At 58.5% G+C, this 19,515-nt stretch carries 16 protein-coding genes and 3 pseudogenes; 11 read left to right on the forward strand and 8 right to left on the reverse strand.

What is annotated here, in order from left to right:
- The first annotated feature begins 2 nt into the window (after positions 1–2).
- The 6 genes from KRR23_RS20220 to yccS all read left to right on the forward strand — a co-directional run bounded on the left by KRR23_RS20220 (position 3) and on the right by yccS (position 9,894).
- A complete protein-coding gene (locus tag KRR23_RS20220) occupies positions 3–1,445 on the forward strand; it encodes a TldD/PmbA family protein (protein ID WP_216743942.1) in 1,443 nt (480 codons plus the stop codon).
- Complete coding sequence (locus KRR23_RS20225; protein ID WP_216743943.1) at positions 1,445–2,782, forward strand: TldD/PmbA family protein; 1,338 nt, start codon at positions 1,445–1,447, stop codon at positions 2,780–2,782. Before KRR23_RS20220 ends, KRR23_RS20225 begins: the two co-directional genes overlap by 1 nt.
- A gap of 198 nt (positions 2,783–2,980) precedes the next feature.
- Positions 2,981–4,408: a multidrug transporter subunit MdtD gene (mdtD, locus tag KRR23_RS20230; protein ID WP_216743944.1), complete on the forward strand. Its 1,428-nt coding sequence runs from the start codon at positions 2,981–2,983 to the stop codon at positions 4,406–4,408.
- Between the two features lie 304 nt (positions 4,409–4,712).
- Entirely contained in the window at positions 4,713–6,050 is a 1,338-nt protein-coding gene (gene dbpA, locus KRR23_RS20235) for an ATP-dependent RNA helicase DbpA (protein ID WP_253912191.1), read from the forward strand.
- 192 nt (positions 6,051–6,242) lie between these two features.
- Positions 6,243–7,421, forward strand: a complete 1,179-nt coding sequence (locus KRR23_RS20240; RefSeq protein ID WP_054594403.1) for an NAD(P)/FAD-dependent oxidoreductase — start codon at positions 6,243–6,245, stop codon at positions 7,419–7,421.
- 289 nt (positions 7,422–7,710) lie between these two features.
- Positions 7,711–9,894, forward strand: a complete 2,184-nt coding sequence (yccS, locus tag KRR23_RS20245) for a YccS family putative transporter (protein WP_216743945.1) — start codon at positions 7,711–7,713, stop codon at positions 9,892–9,894.
- A gap of 151 nt (positions 9,895–10,045) precedes the next feature.
- On the opposite strand, the gene KRR23_RS20250 is transcribed toward yccS, so the two are convergent.
- Positions 10,046–10,783: an ABC transporter substrate-binding protein gene (locus tag KRR23_RS20250; RefSeq protein ID WP_216743946.1), complete on the reverse strand. Its 738-nt coding sequence runs from the start codon at positions 10,781–10,783 to the stop codon at positions 10,046–10,048.
- Between the two features lie 265 nt (positions 10,784–11,048).
- On the opposite strand from KRR23_RS20250, the gene KRR23_RS20255 reads away from it, so the two are divergent.
- Positions 11,049–11,501, forward strand: a complete 453-nt coding sequence (locus tag KRR23_RS20255; RefSeq protein WP_216743947.1) for a GNAT family N-acetyltransferase — start codon at positions 11,049–11,051, stop codon at positions 11,499–11,501.
- A gap of 117 nt (positions 11,502–11,618) precedes the next feature.
- Here KRR23_RS20255 and KRR23_RS20260 read toward each other — a convergent pair whose 3' ends face one another.
- Genes KRR23_RS20260 through KRR23_RS20270 form a run of 3 tightly spaced genes read right to left on the reverse strand, consistent with a single transcriptional unit; the run spans position 11,619 to position 14,596 of the window.
- The gene (locus KRR23_RS20260; RefSeq protein ID WP_216743948.1) at positions 11,619–11,915 is read right to left on the reverse strand and encodes a helix-turn-helix domain-containing protein; all 297 of its coding nucleotides are present in this window, start codon (positions 11,913–11,915) and stop codon (positions 11,619–11,621) included.
- 23 nt (positions 11,916–11,938) lie between these two features.
- Positions 11,939–12,430, reverse strand: a complete 492-nt coding sequence (locus KRR23_RS20265) for a M48 family metallopeptidase (protein ID WP_019694032.1) — start codon at positions 12,428–12,430, stop codon at positions 11,939–11,941.
- 42 nt (positions 12,431–12,472) lie between these two features.
- Positions 12,473–14,596, reverse strand: a complete 2,124-nt coding sequence (locus tag KRR23_RS20270) for a bifunctional diguanylate cyclase/phosphodiesterase (protein ID WP_216743949.1) — start codon at positions 14,594–14,596, stop codon at positions 12,473–12,475.
- Between the two features lie 322 nt (positions 14,597–14,918).
- Between KRR23_RS20270 and KRR23_RS20275 the strand changes: the two genes are divergently transcribed.
- Together KRR23_RS20275 and KRR23_RS20280 are read left to right on the forward strand one after the other, a co-directional pair.
- Entirely contained in the window at positions 14,919–15,590 is a 672-nt protein-coding gene (locus KRR23_RS20275; RefSeq protein WP_216743950.1) for a polysaccharide lyase family 7 protein, read from the forward strand.
- 521 nt (positions 15,591–16,111) lie between these two features.
- Positions 16,112–16,399, forward strand: a complete 288-nt coding sequence (locus KRR23_RS20280) for a fructose-bisphosphate aldolase (protein ID WP_216743951.1) — start codon at positions 16,112–16,114, stop codon at positions 16,397–16,399.
- A gap of 121 nt (positions 16,400–16,520) precedes the next feature.
- Here the strand turns inward: KRR23_RS20280 and KRR23_RS20285 are convergent, their stop codons facing one another.
- Positions 16,521–16,829 (reverse strand): hypothetical protein, encoded by a 309-nt coding sequence (locus KRR23_RS20285; RefSeq protein WP_216743952.1) that lies wholly within the window; start codon positions 16,827–16,829, stop codon positions 16,521–16,523.
- A gap of 207 nt (positions 16,830–17,036) precedes the next feature.
- Between KRR23_RS20285 and KRR23_RS29175 the strand changes: the two are divergent.
- A pseudogene (locus tag KRR23_RS29175) lies at positions 17,037–17,161 on the forward strand (fructose-bisphosphate aldolase); the annotation flags it as partial.
- On the opposite strand, the pseudogene KRR23_RS29180 reads toward KRR23_RS29175, so the two are convergent.
- Positions 17,157–17,355 (reverse strand): annotated as a pseudogene (locus tag KRR23_RS29180) (IS5/IS1182 family transposase); the annotation flags it as partial. The pseudogenes KRR23_RS29175 and KRR23_RS29180 overlap by 5 nt on opposite strands.
- Before the next feature lie 205 nt (positions 17,356–17,560).
- Here KRR23_RS29180 and KRR23_RS20290 point away from each other — a divergent pair.
- Entirely contained in the window at positions 17,561–18,385 is an 825-nt protein-coding gene (locus tag KRR23_RS20290) for an aspartyl/asparaginyl beta-hydroxylase domain-containing protein (protein WP_216743953.1), read from the forward strand.
- 284 nt (positions 18,386–18,669) lie between these two features.
- On the opposite strand, the gene KRR23_RS20295 is transcribed toward KRR23_RS20290, so the two are convergent.
- Together KRR23_RS20295 and KRR23_RS20300 are read right to left on the reverse strand one after the other, a co-directional pair.
- Positions 18,670–19,038, reverse strand: coding sequence for a hypothetical protein (locus KRR23_RS20295; protein ID WP_216743954.1), 369 nt, complete (start codon positions 19,036–19,038; stop codon positions 18,670–18,672).
- 282 nt (positions 19,039–19,320) lie between these two features.
- Positions 19,321–19,515, reverse strand: a pseudogene (locus KRR23_RS20300) (hypothetical protein); the annotation flags it as partial.

Raw genomic sequence — 19,515 nt, forward strand, 5'->3', positions numbered from 1 at the left:
GCATGTTCGATTTCCACCCCCAGCTCAAGCAGCGTTTCGCTGCCTTGCGCACGGGCGCCGAGTTTTTTTCGCTGCGCTATGTGCGCGAGTCGGGTCAGTACCTGTCGGTACGCAAAAACGTTGCCGAGCCTCCAAGCCTGAGTCGTGACGAAGGCGCGATGCTGACCGCTCGGGTCAATGGCGTCGAAGCCTATGCCGCGACCAACGACCTGTCGCCATCAGGTCTGCAAGCCGCCCTCGACCGCGCCGAACGACAGGCCCGCTCGATTGCCGCCCACGCCCTGCTCGATCTGCGCCAGCAGCCGGTTTCCAGCGAGCGCGCCGATTACCTGTCACCGAACCTTGCACAACCGTTCCCGTCCCTCAGCGATTGCTACCAACTGCTCGGCGCCGAATCCGCCGCCGTGCCCAAAGACGAGCGACTGGTGAACTGGCAGGTCAGCATCGGCATCACCCATGTCGAGCAGATCTACCTCAACAGCGCAGGCGCCGAATTGCGCCAGGCGCAACGTTTCGTCTACCCGGGGCTGGACGTCACCGCCTACGACGGCAACGACAGCCAGACCCGCAGCCTGGGCCGCGAAAACTTCGGCCAGCAAGGTGGCGTGGACGTGATCAGCCGCTGCGGCCTGATTGGCGCCGGCCCGCACGTCGCCGACCAGGCGCTGCAATTGCTGCTGGCACCCAACACTCCGCAAGGCAAACGCGACCTGCTGCTGATGCCGGACCAGATGATGCTGCAGATCCACGAGTCCATCGGCCACCCGCTGGAACTGGACCGCATCCTCGGCGACGAGCGCAATTACGCCGGCACCAGCTTCGTCAACCCCAGCGATTTCGGCAGCCTGCAATACGGCTCCAAACTGCTCAATGTCACCTTCGACCCGGACATTCCCGAGCAGCTCGCCAGCTATGGTCATGACGACGATGGCACGGCGGCGAGCAAACAATTCCTGATCCACGAAGGCTTGTTGATTCGTCCGCTGGGTGGTGCGCTGTCGCAATTTCGTGCAGGCCTCGACGGCGTCGCCAACAGCCGCGCCTGCGGCTGGAACCGTCCGCCCATCGACCGCATGGCCAACCTCAACATCGAGCCTGGCGACCAGTCGCTCGAACAGCTGATCAGCGGCATTGAACACGGCGTGCTGATGTCGACTAACCGCTCATGGTCAATTGACGACGCACGGAATAAATTCCAGTTCGGCTGCGAGTGGGGCCAGTTGATTGAAAACGGCGAACTCAAAGGCGTGGTGAAGAACCCGAATTACCGAGGCATTTCCGCGCAGTTCTGGCGCAACCTCAGTGCCGTTGGCGACACCAGCACCTTCAAGGTGCTGGGCACGCCGAACTGCGGTAAAGGCGAACCGAACCAGGTGATCCGCGTCGGCCATGCCTCACCGGCCTGCGTGTTCAGCAACATTGATGTGTTTGGAGGAGACGCCTGATGAGTACGACGTTGAGTCAGGTCGAGCAATTCAAAGGACTGGTGACCTGGTTGCGCGGTGCCCTGCGCGAACCTGAACAATTCACCTTGAGCTACGCCGCCGAATCGTCGGCCTTCGTACGCTTCAACCACGCCAAGGTGCGTCAGGCTGGCCAGGTCCAGCAGGCCAGCGTCGGTTTCAAACTGATCAACGACGGTCGGCATGCAGACCTGAACATCACCCTCGCCGGTGATCCCGAGGTCGACCTTCAGCGTCTGGCCGAAGGTCTGCAACAGCTGCGCGAGACCCTGCCGTTGTTGCCGCAGGATCCGTATCTGCTGCTCAACCACACGGGCTGGCAGAGCAAGAACGTGCAGGATCACCCGTTGCCGGACACCGAGCAGGTGGTCGCCGAAATCGCCCGCGCCGCCGAAGGGCTCGATCTGGTCGGCTTCTACGCCGCCGGGCCGATCAGCCGGGGTTTCGCCAGTTCGTCCGGCGCCTTTGGCTGGCATCAGGCCAACAGCTTCAATTTCGACTTCAGCCTGTTCCACGCCAACGGCCAGGCGGTGAAAGCCAGCTACGCCGGGCACGACTGGAACAGCGAAGGTTTCGCCAAACGCTTCCAGCAGGCCCGCGAGCAACTGGAGTTCTTGGGGCGGCCACTGCGCACGTTGGCACCGGGTCAATACCGCGCCTATCTGGCGCCAGCCGCTTTGGAAGAGATCGTCGGCATGCTCTGCTGGGGTGGTTTCTCCGCGCAGTCGATTGCCAGCAAAAGCAGCCCGCTGCAAAAACTCTACGCGGGTGATAGCACCTTCAGCCCCTTGCTCTCGCTGGATGAAAAAGTCAGTGGTTCCCTGAGCCCGGCGTTTTCCGGCGAAGGCTACCCGCGCAGCGATCTCGGGTTGATCGTTGCGGGCAAGGCTGGCGAGCAGATGGTGGGCTCGCGCAGCGCCGCCGAATATGGCCTGACTGCCAATGGTGCTGGTGGCGGTGAGTCGCCAAGCGCTTTGAACATGGCCGCCGGTGCGTTGCCTGAAGCCGAGATTCTCAAGCAGCTTGGCACTGGCCTGTACATCAGCAACCTGTGGTACCTGAATTACTCGGACCAACCGGCCGCACGCTTGACCGGCATGACCCGTTTCGCGACCTTCTGGGTCGAGAACGGCGAGATTCAGGCACCGGTCAGCACCATGCGCTTCGATGACAGCGCCTACAGCCTGCTCGGTTCGCAGCTGGAAGCACTGACCCGTGAGCGTGAGCTGATTCTGTCGCCTAGCACCTACAGCCAGCGGGCCACGGCTTCGGCGGTGTTGCCGGGAGCGCTGGTCAGCCGCCTGACATTGACCCTGTAAACTCAAAACCCTGTGTAGTGGGGACCATGTGGCGAGGGGGCTTGCCCCCGTTGGGCCGCGAAGCAGCCCCAAAACCCGCAAACACGGTTCACCAGACGGACCGCATTGGCCGGATTTACGACTGCTTCGCAGCCGAGCGGGGGCAAGCCCCCTCGCCACAGGACACGAGCGCTACCCAATCAACCACCAAGAGGTCCCATGCCCAACCGTCCGGCTCTTGATGCAATCACCGCCCGTTGGGTCCCCTGGGTGGTGGCGATTGCGTTTTTCATGCAGTCCCTCGACGGGACCATCCTCAACACCGCCCTGCCCGCCATGGCCCTCGATCTGGCGGAAGACCCGCTGCGCATGCAGGGCGTGATCATCGCCTACATGCTCACAGTCGCCTTGCTGATTCCGGCGTCGGGCTGGGTCGCCGACCGCTTCGGCACCAAGAAAATCTTCTTCGGCGCGATCCTCTTGTTCAGCCTCGGCTCCTTGCTCTGTGCGCTCTCCAGCACCTTGACCATGCTGGTCGGCGCCCGGGTGATTCAGGGGCTGGGCGGCGCATTGATGTTGCCGGTCGGGCGCCTGGTGGTGCTGCGCGCTTACCCGCGCTCGGAGCTGGTGCGGATCATGGGCTTCATCACCATTCCCGGCCTGCTCGGGCCGTTGATCGGTCCGACCATGGGCGGCTGGATGGTGCAATACCTGACCTGGCACTGGATCTTCCTGATCAATCTGCCGGTCGGGCTGATCGGCTGCTACGCGGTCTGGAAGTTCATCCCGGATCTGCGCGGCTCTGAGCGCACGCGCTTCGATGGCTTGGGTTTCCTGCTGTTCGGCGCGGCGATGGTGCTGATCACCATTGCGATGGAAGGCCTGGGCGAGCTGCACCTGCCACATTTGCGGGTGATGTTGCTGCTGTTTGGCGGTATGGCGTGCCTGGCGGCTTATTGGCTGCGGGCCGGGCATATCGACAATCCGTTGTTCGCACCAGCGCTGTTCAAGACCCGGACTTTTGCCGTGGGCATTCTCGGCAACCTGTTCGCCCGACTGGGCAGCGGCGCCCTGCCGTTCCTGGTGCCGTTGCTGCTACAGGTCGCCTTGGGCTACTCGCCCTCCCTGGCGGGGATGAGCATGTTGCCGCTGGCCGCTGCGGCAATGTTTGCCAAGTCGATCGCGCGACCGCTGATCGAGCGCCTGGGTTATCGCATCGTGCTGACCGGTAACACCCTGGCGCTGGGAATCATGCTGGCGAGCATGGGCCTGGTCAGCGAGCAGACGCCGTATTGGTTGCTGCTGGTGCAGCTGGCGATACTCGGGGCGATCAACTCCTTGCAGTTTACGGCGATGAACACCGTGACCCTGATCGACCTCGACGACGCCAGCGCCAGCAGCGGCAACAGCCTGCTGTCAGTGGTCGCGCAGTTGTCGCTGAGTCTCGGCGTTGCCTGCGCCGGCGCCCTGCTGGGTGGCTTCACGGCAGAGGTCGGCAATGATGGCGTGGACACGGTGCTGGGCGCGTTCCAACTAACCTTCGTCACCGTCGGGATCATGGCAATGCTGGCCGCAACGATCTTCTCGCAACTGTCGAGAGAAGACGGACGGCGCGTCAAAAGTCCGGAACCGCACATAGAGCCTTAGTTTCCAGACGATAAGTGCCTACGCTCGCCCATGCAGCGTTGAAAACAGGCTCGAAATGCTCATTGACTAAAGTCAACTCCGCTTTCTCACCTGTTTTACGCGCTTCGCTTGCCCTTCGGGCCAGCCTTTGGCTGTTACTCGCTACGCTCGTTGCGCCTTGCCTCGTCGTCGCTCGGCGACTTCTCGTCTGGAAACTGCGGGCGAATGGCCGCTGGGCTGGTACACTGCGCGACATTTTGTTTTGCAGGCCAGTCCCGTGACCACCATCGCCACCGCTTTTAATACTTTGCCGCTGTCCGCCGCCATGCTGGCTAACCTCGACTCCCTCGGTTATGCCCAGATGACGCCGATCCAGGCGCAAAGCTTGCCGGTGATCCTCAAGGGGATGGACCTGATCGCCCAGGCCAAGACCGGCAGCGGTAAAACCGCCGCCTTCGGTATCGGCCTGCTGAACCCGATCAATCCGCGTTTCTTCGGCTGCCAGGCACTGGTGATCTGCCCGACTCGCGAGCTGGCTGACCAGGTTGCCAAGGAAATCCGTCGACTGGCCCGCGCCGAAGACAACATCAAGGTCCTGACCCTGTGTGGCGGCGTGTCGTTCGGTCCGCAGATTGGCTCGCTGGAGCACGGCGCGCACATCATCGTCGGCACTCCGGGGCGCATCCAGCAGCACCTGCGCAAGGGTTCGCTGGTGCTTCATGGCCTGAACACGCTGATCCTCGACGAAGCCGATCGCATGCTCGACATGGGTTTCTACGATTCCATCGAAGAAATCATCGCCCAGTGCCCTGAGCGTCGCCAGACCCTGCTGTTCTCCGCCACATATCCGGTGGGCATCAAGCAGCTGGCGTCGAAGTTCATGCGCAATCCGCAGCAAGTGAAGGCCGAGGCGTTCCACGACGACACCCAGATCGAACAGCGTTTCTTCGAGATTTCGCCGGAAGAGCGCATGGACGCGGTGGTCAAGGTCCTCGCCCATTACCGCCCGCAATCGACAGTCGCTTTTTGCTTCACCAAGCAGCAAGTGCAGGAAACCGTCGACCACCTAACTGCCAAAGGCATCTCAGCCGTTGGCCTGCACGGTGATCTGGAACAGCGTGATCGCGACCAGGTGCTGGCAATGTTCGCCAACCGCAGCACCTCGGTATTGGTCGCCACCGACGTCGCCGCCCGTGGTCTGGACATCGATGCGCTGGACATGGTGGTCAACGTCGAACTGGCCCGCGACTCGGAAATCCACATCCACCGCGTTGGCCGTACCGGTCGTGCCGGTGAAAAAGGCATCGCCATCAGCCTGGTCGCGCCGTCCGAAGCCCATCGCGCCCAAGCCATCGAGCAACTGCAGAAGTCGCCTTTGAGCTGGGATCAACTGGACAACCTGACCTCCCAGGGCGGCGCCCCGCTGCTGCCGGCCATGAGCACCTTGTGCATCGGCGCTGGCCGTAAAGACAAGGTTCGCCCGGGCGACATCCTTGGCGCACTGACCGGCGATGCCGGTGTTCCTGGCGCCCAGGTCGGCAAAATCGCGATCTTCGACTACCAGGCCTATGTCGCCGTGGAGCGCAGCATCGCCAAGCAAGCCGTGCAGCGCTTGAGCGACGGCAAGATCAAAGGCCGCTCGCTGCGCGTACGGATTTTGTAACAAGCGCTGCCCACCTCTGTGGCGAGGGAGCTTGCTCCCGCTGGGTCGCGCAGCGGCCCCGAAACCAGCAAACGCGATTCACCAGACGGACCGCACTTGCTGAATTACGACTGCTACGCACTCGAGCGGGAGCAAGCTCCCTCGCCACAAAAGCATTTGCCAGCCTAGCTAACGAAACTTGAGGACACCGTTTTGCGCTCTACCGAAGTCGTGATCATTGGCGCTGGCGCCGCTGGGTTGATGTGTGCACTGACCGCCGCCGGGCGCGGGCGCAAGGTGATGTTGCTCGACCACGCAAACAAGGCCGGCAAGAAAATCCTCATGTCCGGTGGTGGCCGCTGCAATTTCACCAACATGTACACCGAGCCGAGCAATTTCCTCTCGCAAAACGCTCACTTCTGCAAATCCGCACTGGCGCGCTATACCCAGTGGGATTTCATCGGGATGGTGGCCAAGCACGGCGTGCCGTACCACGAGAAAAAACTCGGCCAGCTGTTCTGCGATAACAAATCCAGCGACATCCTCGGCATGCTCCTCGACGAGTGCGATCAGGTCGGCGTCAGCCTGCACCTCGACACCTCGATCCAGCAGATCGAAAAACTCGACAGCGGCTACCTGCTGGAAACCACGTTGGGCCAGTTGACCTGCGAATCGCTGGTGATCGCCACCGGCGGCCTGTCGATTCCGACCCTGGGCGCTACCGGTTTCGGCTATCAAGTAGCCAAGCAGTTCGGCCACCAGTTGCTGCCAACTCGCGCCGGCCTGGTGCCGTTCACCATCACCGACCAACTCAAAGAGCTGTGCACCGAGCTTTCCGGTACGTCGGTGGATTGTCTGGTGAGCTGCAACGATCAGAGTTTTCGCGAGAACATCCTGTTCACTCACCGCGGCCTCAGCGGCCCGGCGATCTTGCAGATTTCCTCGTTCTGGCAATCCGGCGACGCCGTCGAAATCAATCTGATGCCCGACCACGACGTGCCGAGCTGGCTGCAACAGCAGCAAGCCGAGCGCCCGAACAGCGAACTGAAAACCCTGCTCGGCGAAATCTTCACCAAGAAGATGGCCAACCTGCTGGCCGACAACTGGTTCGTCTCCAAGCCGATGAAGCAGTACACCCACGCGGAGCTTGCCGATATCGCTGCCAAACTGGCGAGCTGGACACTGGTCCCGGCCGGTACCGAAGGCTATCGCACGGCCGAAGTCACGCTCGGTGGCGTCGACACCCACGAAGTCTCGTCAAAAACCATGGAATCGCTGAAAAGCCCTGGCCTGTACTTCATCGGCGAAGTGCTGGACGTCACCGGACACCTGGGCGGCTTCAACTTCCAATGGGCCTGGGCCTCGGGTTACGCGGCGGCGCAGTACGTCTAACACTCTCGAATACGTGATCGGGCTTTTGTGGCGAGGGGGCTTGCCCCCGTTGGGCTGCGAAGCGGCCCTAAAACCTGTTGCCGCATTCTGTCTGGCGTACCGCATTTGCAGTGTTTACGACTGCTACGCAGCCGGACGGGGGCAAGCCCCCTCGCCACAGGATTAATTGCAGCTCTTGCACTTGTACAAGGAAGGAACAGTTTTTGCTGTCAGATGTGATCGGCGCCATTGCGTCGTCGTCATTACTGGCTCAATTTAGCTGCATTGCCCCGGAAGGCCTCCGCACTTCATGCCATCAACCTCGTTTCGTCAGACTCTGCGTCGCCTTTGGGCGCTGGATAAATTCAGCTACAGCGTGCGGGTGTTCATCGCCCTGACCGGCACCATGGCGCTGTGTTGGTATCAAAATGAAATGGGCCTGCTGATCCCGCTGTTCCTGGGGATTATCGCCAGCGCCCTGGCCGAAACCGACGACAGCTGGCAGGGCCGGCTCAATGCATTAGCCGTGACGCTGGTGTGCTTCAGCGTTGCCGCGTTCTCGGTCGAACTGCTTTTCCCCTACCCCTACATCTTCGTGTTCGCCCTGGCACTCGCCAGTTTCGGCCTGACCATGCTCGGCGCCTTGGGCGAACGTTATGGCGCGATTGCCTCGGCGACGTTGATTCTGTCGGTGTACACCATGATCGGTGTCGACCAACGCGGCGGCGCGGTCACCGATTTCTGGCATGAACCGGTGTTGCTGGTAGCCGGTGCCGCCTGGTATGGCTTGCTCTCGGTGCTGTGGCAGGCGCTGTTTTCCAACCAGCCGGTGCAACAGAGCCTGGCGCGGTTGTTTCGCGAGCTGGGGTTTTACCTGAAGCTCAAATCATCGCTGTTCGAGCCGATCCGCCAAATGGACGTCGAAGCCCGCCGGCTGGAACTGGCGCAGCAGAATGGCCGAGTGGTCGCGGCGCTCAATGCCGCCAAGGAAATAATCCTGCACCGGGTCGGCAACGGCCGGCCGGGGTCGAAAGTCAGTCGTTACCTGAAGCTGTATTTCCTCGCCCAGGACATCCACGAACGCGCCAGTTCTTCACACTATCCGTACAACGCCCTGGCCGAGGCCTTTTTCCATAGCGACGTACTGTTTCGCTGCCAACGCCTGCTGCGCCAGCAAGGCAAAGCCTGCCGGGCATTGGCCGAGTCGATCCAGATGCGCCAGCCATTCGTCTATGACGACAGCTTTGCCGAAGCCCTGAGCGACCTGCACGCCTCCCTCGAACACTTGCGCATCCAGAGCAACCCAGCCTGGCGCGGCTTGCTGCGCTCATTGCGTGCACTGGCAGCCAACCTCAGCACGCTTGACCGCTTGCTCAGCGACGCAAGCAATCCCGACAGCCTGGCCGACGCCACCGACAGCAGCCTGCTCGACCGCTCACCGCGCAACCTCAAGGACGTCTGGACGCGCCTGCGCACGCAGCTGACGCCGACCTCGTTGCTGTTTCGCCACGCCCTGCGCTTGCCTCTGGCCCTGACTATCGGCTACGGCATGGTGCACTTGATCCACCCGTCGCAAGGCTACTGGATCATCCTCACCACACTGTTTGTCTGCCAACCGAACTACGGCGCCACGCGGCGCAAACTCGGCCAGCGGATCCTTGGCACGGCGATCGGCCTGACCCTGGCCTGGGCGTTGTTCGATCTGTTCCCCAACCCGCTGGTGCAATCGTGTTTCGCGATTGCCGCCGGGGTGGTGTTCTTTATCAACCGCACCACCCGCTACACGCTGGCGACTGCGGCAATCACCTTGATGGTGCTGTTCTGCTTCAACCAGGTTGGAGACGGCTATGGGCTGTTCCTGCCAAGGCTGCTCGACACCTTGCTCGGCGGCCTGATCGCGGGGCTCGCGGTGCTGCTGTTCCTGCCGGACTGGCAGGGCCGCAGGCTGAACAAAGTGCTGGCCAACACCCTCACCTGCAACAGCATTTACCTGCGCCAGATCATGCAGCAATACGCTGTCGGCAAACGTGATGACCTGGCCTATCGGCTGGCTCGACGCAATGCCCACAACGCCGATGCGGCGCTGTCGACCACCTTGGCCAACATGCTCATGGAGCCGGGGCATTTCCGCAAGGAAGCCGATGTCGGTTTCCGCTTCCTGGTGCTTTCCCACACCTTGCTCAGCTACCTCTCGGGCCTTGGTGCGCACCGCGAAATCCAGCTACCCGCGGATATTCGGGAACAGTTGATCAACGGTGCCGGCGTCAGTCTGGCGACCAGCATCGACGAAATCGCCCAAGGGCTGGCGAGCAAATCGCCGATTGCGATTCAGAGCGACGAAGAAGAAGCCCTGGCCGCCGGGCTTGAACAAATGCCTGACGAGATCGACGAAGGTCAGCGTCTGGTGCAAACCCAACTGGGGTTGATCTGTCGGCAACTGGGACCGCTGCGCACGCTGGCAGCACATTTGATCAAGGATACGAGCGAGGAGTGAGCGCGCCCCTGTGGCGAGCGAGCTTGCTCGCGCTCGGGTGCGCAGCAGCCGTAAAACCGGTAAATGGTTTTCTACCTGACACATCGAGCAGCTTGTCTTGGGTCGCTTCGCAACCCAGCGCGAGCAAGTTCCCTCGCCACAACAGCAGACATCACATCCCATGCTGCCTGAGCAATTGCTCATAGCTGCCATCAGCCTTCATCGCTGCAATCTCGCGGTCGAAACCGGCAACAATCTGTTCATGGTCGGGGTTCTTCAGACTGACCAGAATATGCAGGCTGTTTTCACTCAGAGGATTGGGCAGGAACTCCACGGCATTGCGCACCTTGGAGGATTCGCGCGCCAGGTAATAGCGGGCAACGTATTCGTCTTCCAGGGTCAGCTTCACCCGGTCAGCGGCGAGCATGCGCACCGCCATGGGGAAGTTGTGCACCTGCACTTTCTGCAAGGCGGCGTCACCGTCAAACGCGGGCGAATAGGCATAACCACGCACCACGGCAACCGGATAGGTGTGCAGCTGCTGCAAGTTGTTGTATTCGATTGGCGTGTCTTTACGCTTGAGGAAACGTATCCGGTTGAGCATGTACTCACTGGAAAACTGCCCGATGTGGGTGCGCTCCTCGTTGAACCAGGCATTGACCAGCACGTCGTAACGCCCTTCGCCCACACCCAGCAAAGCCCTGGCCCAAGGCACCTGCTCGAAATCACTGGCATAACCCGCCCGCGCCAGCGCAGTACTGACAATGTCGGTTGCCACCCCGCCATTGACCAGCGTGGCATCGGTAAAGGGGGGCCAGGCATCGGCCACCAGTCGCAGTTTTTCTGCTGTGGCGGCCTGGCTCAGCAACAGCAATCCAATCAAAGCAACAGCTCGATGCAATCGCGGCATGCTAAAAAATCCTTAGCGGGCGGGCAGCCCAGCGTGTTTTTAGCCAAAACTCGAAGGCCTGTGTGCCCAATAGCGGCCACAACCCAGGCCCTAACAGTAGTTCATTGAAGCCACAACAAACCGCTAAAAATCAGATTACACAAAGAAGACAACGTCGCGAGAAATGAATGATGGCATTTTGGCCTTTGTCACAGTTTTTTATGCCACAAGACATCCCGCTGCGGGACGCTTAGTATCGGAGCGACGTTGTTCAAGGAATGTGAAGATGACAATCGATTGGGTCTGCAAACACCACAGCGATCTGGGCAAAGAGCAGTTGTACGCCATTCTGCAGTTGCGCACGCAAGTGTTCGTCGTTGAGCAGAAATGCGCCTATCAGGAAGTCGATGGACTGGACCTGGACGGTGACACCTGCCACTTGATGGCCTGGGACGGCGATCAGCTGGTGGCCTACCTGCGTTTGCTCGACTCGATTTCACAGGGCGGCGACGTGGTCATCGGCCGTGTGGTGATTGCCCCTCAGGCGCGGGGCCAGGGCCTGGGTCATGAGTTGATGGCGCAGGGGCTCAAGCAGGCTGAGAAATACTGGCCTGAAGTGCCGATCTATCTGTCGGCCCAGGCACATTTGCAGGGGTATTACGGGAGGTACGGGTTTGTCGTGGTGGGCGAGGAATACCTGGAGGATGACATTCCGCATATCGGGATGCGTCGTCCCTAGTGATCGTTCCCATGCTCTGCGTGAGAATGCATCACGTGACGCTCTACGTCACATCTCGAAGCGGACGCAGAGCGTCCATGGCGGCATTCCCACGCAGAGCGTGGGAACGATCAGCTTTCAGGGGTATTCCAGCACCGCTTTGATCTGCTGCACATGCTGTTCGATCCAGCGCGGATCAATCGCCCCCCAGCTCAGAATCCGATAACGCCCGGCATGATTGCGCGCGCCCTCTTCCTGCTCGAACTCGCACACGATATCCAGATCGGCCAAGGCGGCAATGGTGTCCTGGGCTGTACGCCGCGGCATACCGGTGACCTCGGTGAGTGCCGGGACATTGCTGGCCAGACCGCTGTCGATCAGGTGCGCCACGTACAGGCGGCGGTAGAAGCTGCTCTTGGTTTTGCTGACATCCATTCCCACACTCCCGATTCCGATATTTACTGCATATCCCGCCACGTCAGGTACACCCGCAAGTCGAACTCCAACTGGTGATAGCCCGGCAGCATATGCTCGCACAACTTGTAGAAAGCCTTGTTGTGATCGGACTCCTTGAAGTGCGCGAGTTCATGCACCACGATCATTTTCAGAAACTGCGGCGCGGCGTCCTTGAACAACGAGGCGATGCGAATTTCTTTCTTGGCCTTGAGCTTGCCACCCTGCACCCGCGAGATCGCCGTGTGCAGGCCGAGGGCACGGTGGGTCAGGTCGAGACGGTTGTCGAACAGCACTTTGTCGATGGCCGGCGCATTGCGCAGGTATTCCTGCTTCAACTCCAGCGCGTAGCTGTACAGCGCCTTGTCACTCTGCACCGCGTGCTTGTCCGGGTAACGCTGGCTCAGGTAGTCGCCCAGCCGATCCTGATCGATCAACTGGCGCACTTGATCTTGCAAGGCAGCGGGATAAGCCTGGAGGTACTTCAGCGCGGTCATGGGCCAACAACAGAGTGACGAAAGACCGCCAGTGTAGCGAATTCAGGCGGTCAGCGCGCTCCAGTCAAACGGCTGCGCAAAGCCACCGGCATCCTCGGCCATCAGCGGCCTGGCCACCAGGAACCCCTGCACATACTGGCAACCGTTGGCCTCAAGCCATCGATACTGTGCAACGGTCTCCACGCCTTCGGCGATCACCAACATTCCGAATTCCCTGCACAACTCTATGACACTGCGCACCAGCGCTGCATCCCGAGGCGAATCAGGTATCCGGGCAATCAGGTGCCGGTCGAGCTTGAGCGTGTCCAACTGCAGATCGCGTAAATGCGCCAACGAGCACGGCCCCGAACCAAAGTCATCCAGTGCCACGCGCACCCCGAGGTGGCGCAACAGACGCAGCTGTTTACGTGACTCATCAACATTTTGTATCAACGCATCTTCGGTGATTTCAACTTCCAGCTGACACGGCTGCAGCTCATGACGCTCCAGCACCTGACGCAATTCGGTAACCAGGTTCGGCATGCCGAACTGGGTGCTGCTCAAACTCACAGCAAGTACCAGATCCTTGGCAAACAGGGTTTCCCAGGCCTTACGCTGCTTGGCACCGCGATGGTAAATCCAGCTGCCGAGACGACTGATCAGCCGCGCCTCTTCCAGCAGTGGCAAAAACAACCCCGGCGGAACATCGCCGACACTCGGATGCTGCCAGCGCAGCAACGCTTCAAACCCCCGTACGCGACCGTCGGCAATCGCCACCTGGGGTTGATACACCAGGTTGAAATCCTGATTTTCGATGGCTGTGCGCACGCTTTCTTCAAGCATCAGCCGCGAGCGCGCGCGACCGTTCATTTCATGGTCGTAGAAACGATATTGCTGACGCCCGGCACGCTTGGCCTCGTACATCGCGATGTCTGAGGCGCGCAGCAAGCCGTCAAGGTTGGAGCCGCAATCGGGATAGGTCGCAATGCCGATGCTCGCGCCGAGCACCACATCCAGCCCTTCAATCTGCTGACAGATCGAGATTCGCTCGATGAGTTTCTCGGCAATCTTCGCCGCTTGCTCGGGAAACTCCAGATCGAGCAACGCCGTGAACTCATCACCGCCCATGCGCGCCAGAATATCGAATGGCCGAAGACAGGCTTTCAACTGCTCGGACACCCAACGCAGCACCCGGTCACCAGCATCGTGCCCCAAGGAATCGTTGACCCGTTTGAAGCCATCCAGGTCCAGGTACAACAAGACCCACGCGCTATCGGAACGCTCACCGCGCAATAGCAGGTTTTCCGCCGTCTGGTAAAAACCACGGCGATTGAGCAGCCCGGTCAGCGGGTCTGTGACGGCCTGGAACTCCAGCTGTTGATGCAGATGGCGCACCACCGACATGTCGAGCACGGTCACCACCATGGCCCGCTGTTCGGACGGCAATGGCGCGCAGGACAGCGCCACCGGCACTTGCTGACCCGGCGCGGTGCGCAGGATTGCATCGTGCACGCGCCAGGTCTCACCCCGTTGATAACTGGCATAAATGTCAGAATCAGCCCACACCGGCACGTGCGGTTTTTGCAGGAAATCCACGAACTCCGCGCCCTGCAATTCGGTGACCGTCGCATTGAGCAGGCGGGACATGGCCGGGTTGGCGAAGCGGATCAGGCCGTCATCACCCACCACCAGAATCCCTTCGGCAGCGTTATCCAGCACCGAGGCATTGAAGGCGCGTGCGGCTTCCAGATCCAGGCTCAAGCGCTGCAAGGCCCGGCGATTGCGCTGGTATTCAAGCAGGGCCTGGACTTTCGGTTTGAGGATTTGCGGGTCAAACGGTTTGAACAGGTAATCCACTGCGCCACTGGCATAGCCCTTGATCACAGCATCCTGGGACTGTTCGTTGGCGGTCAGGAAAATGATCGGGGTCAAACGGGTACGCTGGCTACCGCGCATCAAACGCGCCACTTCAAAACCGTCCATCCCTGGCATCTGCACATCGAGCAGCACCAGGTCGATTTCATGTTCGAGCAACAGGCTCAAGGCTTCAAAGCCGGAAGCCGCGGTCATCACCTGCCAGTCCTGGCGCTGTAACAACGCACGCATGCTGATCAGGTTTTCAGGGTAATCATCCACGATTAGAAGAACTGAGCTGCCTTCAACTGGCTTGGGTTGCGCGCATTCCATGCTGCTTCTCTTTTGGTGACGTCAGGCCGGTACCGTCGAAAAAAACCGGACACATACTTCGACTCCACTCTAGACCGGGATCTGCCAAAGCAGTAGGTGTCATCACGCCATCACCGATGGCAAAGCCTCAGACTCCGACTAACGGTCAGTGCCAAAGCCAGCAAGACCGGGAAAAGCGGTAACTCGACAGAACGTTGACGCCAGTTATCTGCCAAACGGGCATTAACAAGCACCCGTTCTACGCTTATAAAGATTGCCCTCTAACGCGCGGGCTAGAGCTTCTGGTACGCGCGTTCAGCTAGAATTCGCGGATGCTTTGACCATGATCGATCTCGCAACCTGGAACCTCAGTGTTCCTGTAGGCAGCCCACCGTACACCGTTGATACCGCCAAACTGGTGGACGGTTTCAAGGATCAATACTTCCACTCCGACACCGGCACGTTGTTCTTTTGGGCACCGGTGACCGGCTCGCGCACGGAAAACGCGATTTACCCGCGCACCGAGCTTCGCGAAACCTACAGCAACGGCACCTTGCGCAATTGGCTCTACCCCGAGGCCGATAACGTGCTGCAAGCGACCCTCGCGGTGAACCAGGTACCGAGCTCGGGCAAGATCGTCATCGGCCAGATCCACGCCTACAACAGCCAAAAACCCTTGGTGAAAGTCGAGTACCAGTACAAGACCAGCACCTCGACTGGCAACATCGTGGCCAAGGTGCGCATGCACCCGGACGACGATGTTGGTCGGGTGATCACCATCGCCACCGGCGTGAAACTGGACCAGAGCTTCTCCTACCTGATCCACCTCAGCCCCGGCGGCGCCCTGGGTATCAGCGCCGCGGGCTACTCATGGGACACCCAGATCAGCGCCACCTGGCGCGACAAGCCGCTGTACTTCAAGGCCGGGGTGTATGTGCAGGACAACACCGGGTACACCAGCGAGGGCGGGAAAGTGACGTTCAGCAAGCTGGATATTGATCACAACAAGAGCTGACGACTTGACCTCAACCCTTGAGGTCGACAGCCGCTACGGGCACGGGAACGATCTGGCCGTCCGCAAATCCCGTAGGATTGCTCCCACTGTGGCGAGGGAGCTTGCTCCCGCTGGGTTGCGAAGCAGCCCCAACCCTGCCACCTCATTTCCTCAGACACACCACACCGCCCGGTTTACGACGGCTGCGCCGCCGAGCGGGAGCAAGCTCCCTCGCCACAATGACCGCGCAACGGTCCTACAGCCCGGTTGCACCCGCCAAAATCGCCGCTTACAGTCCATCCCGTCAGCTGGCTTCGGTCAGCGGCAGGGTTTCGCAGCCCTTGCAAAAGAATTATCCAGCACCGTCAAAAGACAGCACAGGTAAACTCTCCTGCGTTTCGTTTCATGGCGGCTGTGTGTGGGAGGCTTTCGGGTCTGCCGGGGTTTTAATTCTTTTCCTGGTCTGCGAACCCGCGCACAGCTGCCACCCAATTTGTTTCGCAGCGAACGGTGGCCATTCTTTTTCTTGAAAGGATTCCGCCATGACTACTCAAACCCCGCCCCGCCGCTTCACCCCCTTCACCCAAATCGCCACCGACTACCCCGTCCTGCTCATCGACAGCCACGCCCCGCTCCGCGAACTCCACGCCTGTGTCAGCGAACGCCTGCACGCCGTCCTCAGCTACCTGACCCTCATGGCCTGCACCAGCCTGCCCGACTACGCCGAGCGCGACATCAACACCGTCACCAACGTGGCGCGCTTGATGGTTCAGGACATAACGGATGTGTTTGGGGTGATTGAGCAGCGAGGGTTTGATACGCAGAAATAGCAGAAATTAAGTAATAAAAACCCGCATTACTGCGGGTTTTTATTTATAGCCACATTGCCCACTTAACGAACGTAGCCAATGGGTTCGGGACTACCATTTTATTCAGAAGAATATCTTCGCATCACTTTTCTACTTGAATATTCACTGACGCAGGCCCTCGTGCACCACCCGGTTTAACCGTATCGCCGGGACTGTCTGCTTGAATATTCACCGGTGCACGCCCTCGTGCACCACCCGGTTTAACGGTATCGCCGGGACTGTCTGCTTGAATATTCTCCGGCGCAGGCCCTCGTGCACCACCCGGTTTAACGGTATCGCCCGGGATTACGGTGTTACCACTCTGTTTTTTGCTCAATGTTATGTACTCCTTTACATTAGTAAAAAGGATGGAACAAAGAGGAAAGGAGCCGGATTTATTTGTAAAGCCCATATCCATTTTTCCATCACAAACATAGGATAGTTCTACACCTCCAGCTAAACACCTGTAAGAACTGACAGTTTTTTAGACGATTTAGCGATAGAAAGAACAGAAACTTTAAAAACCAGCGAAAGTGGTAATTATTTTTCTTGAAATAGCTATGCCACGACCACTCAAAATCCGCCCCACCGCTTCCCTCCGCCACCCAATGGGCCACCCATCGACAGCTACTCATCGCTACGCAAACTCTTCGCCTGCATCAGCGAACGCCTCAACGCCGTTCTCAAGTATCTGAACCCGATGGCAGCCTGCCCGACTACGCCGAAAACGACATCAATGCCATTGCTTGAGGTTGCCGAAGGGATGCTCAACGATGGATTTACGGCCTGTGACCAGCATTTCTGAATGTACCTGCATCCGAAACGCCCTTCGCTCGAAGGTCTATTCGTGAGCATGGCGTAACGCGTAAGTGCATTGCACCTTCCAGTGGACCGTGAGCGCATTTGCTGGCAGCTACCTGGTGGATGCAATCACCTTTATTGATCATAAAAACGCTCCTCGTTGCGTTTTTTACTGGTACCGAAGGAAAAAATCCCCCCCTAACACCTGAGAATCCTTTACAAATAAGAAATATTTATTAAACTTCATTACGGGAAAATTTCTTATGTTGGCGAATATAATGCTGCGCCTATAGGTATTTTCCAAATCCAAACACCCGCACTGCCTCAGGGGAACTGCGTTCCATGAACACTCGAGTCATCCGCAAGAAAGCAGTCTCGGCAGTCACCATTCTTGGTATTGCCGCCATTATTTATTGTTTCCCGGTGGCAACCCTTTGGTTTCTTGCTGTGCTTTGTATTTGCGGCATCTATGACTTCCTGCGCAATGGCATCTTCGACAAAGACATCATCAAAAAGTATTTTATAGGTGGCGGCCGTAATACTTGGTTGCTTGCGCCTCTGAATACTTTTTTCGATCTACTGAGCAAGCCAAGCCGTTACGTTTACAAGTTGCGCGATCTTCCCGAAAGCCATCAGCAAGACATCAACTACGTGATTGAAACCGCGATGGCTCACAAGGAAGAGATCATTGCATTCCTCGATGCGCGCATGGCCCAGAAAAAGCGTGGCATGTTGTTCTTCCAATGGTATGGCCGCAAGATCGATACCGAACTCGACATCCCCGCACTTCAGAAAAAACTGCCTTATATAAAGACCATCGGCGTATCGGTTTTCAATGAAAATCAGTCGACGTCCTTTCACTTCGGGCCATTGCGCATGATGTACCGCGTGCTCTACAACATCATGCCGGCCGCCCATCATGACGGTGTGTACATTCAGGTCAGGAAGCAAAAACACTACTGGCACGACGATCCGCTGTTCATCTTTGATGACACCCTGCTGCACGCCTCCTTCAACAAGAATGACGCCAAGCGCTACTGCCTGTTCCTCGACATACTGCGCCCGTCCTGGGCCTCTTTTATCCTGAACGGTATCGTCGCTTCGTTTGCGGGCGTAGCCTTCGCCTTGCGCCGGTTCTTTTACAAGAACTGGAAACTTATTCAGTAAGCGTGAACAACGGGAAACCTTAGTTGCCCCGTCACCCTCACCCAACAAAAAACCCGCCTCTCGGCGGGTTGTTCGTTAGTGCCATTAAACGCTCAGACTTAGTTAACCTTGGCGCTCAATTCACCTATCAAGTAACGCTGAAACATCGCCCAGCGACGGGGTTTCACAGCCCCTCTGGATTGAGCCACCTGGAACGGATGAAGATTCAGCTTATATAATCAAAGGCGGGGAAAATTAATAAATCCGCCCCCTCACCTTAAACAAACAACCCCGCCCTGACAGTTTCACGGTGTAAAGCTTACGGCTACGACATCAAATTGCTTACGGGTGTTATCGGAAAGAGCCACTTCAAACGTCAGCTTGGCGTAATGCTTTTCAAGAAAATCAATACTCCCTTTGAAGGTGGTTCCCGGGCCTCCAGACGGAATTGGCCCCAAATTTTGAGTCTGCATTCCGCCGGTCATAAGTACTGTCGCCCCCACTGCCGCTGTCTTCAGCGTCACAGAGTATGTCACTTTCAAAGGACCATTCCGCCCCCAATCTTTTGTATACGAAATTACAGTGCTCACCGAACCCGCGCTATTGTCGGAACCAGATAATGCTTCCTGTACCGAACCGTCGCCATCCCCACATGTATTATCTGCCATAGACATAGCCGCTATCCTTTCGCTCAAAGATATAAGAGGGAGTAAATTCAAATATCTGGACACCCACACTTTTGCGTTACGATGCGAATGGTAGCCCTCTCCTGACACCAGACCAACTGTCAGAAATAACAGTCCTTAATACACATTCAGATTAACCAAGCAATACATCTATCACAAAAAGCATAAGTCGCTCATCAATAACTCCGAGAGATAATCTCCACTTTTTAGCGTCAACAAAAAACCCGCCTCTCGGCGGGTTTTTTGTTAGTGCAATTAAACGCTCAGGCCTTAATTAACCTTGGCGTTCAACTCACCCTTCAAATAACGCTGGAACATCGCTTCCAACGAGATTGGCTTGATCTTCGAAGCATTGCCCGCAGTACCGAACGCCTCATAACGTGCAATACACAGTAAGCGCTCCATAAACCCCACATTCAAAGTCACCATCTGATCCCCGATGCTGTGCTCCCGATTCCTTTCCGG

The organism is Pseudomonas sp. CVAP#3 (genome assembly GCF_018986375.1).
In the GTDB taxonomy this organism is placed as follows: Bacteria; Pseudomonadota; Gammaproteobacteria; order Pseudomonadales; family Pseudomonadaceae; genus Aquipseudomonas; species Aquipseudomonas helvetica.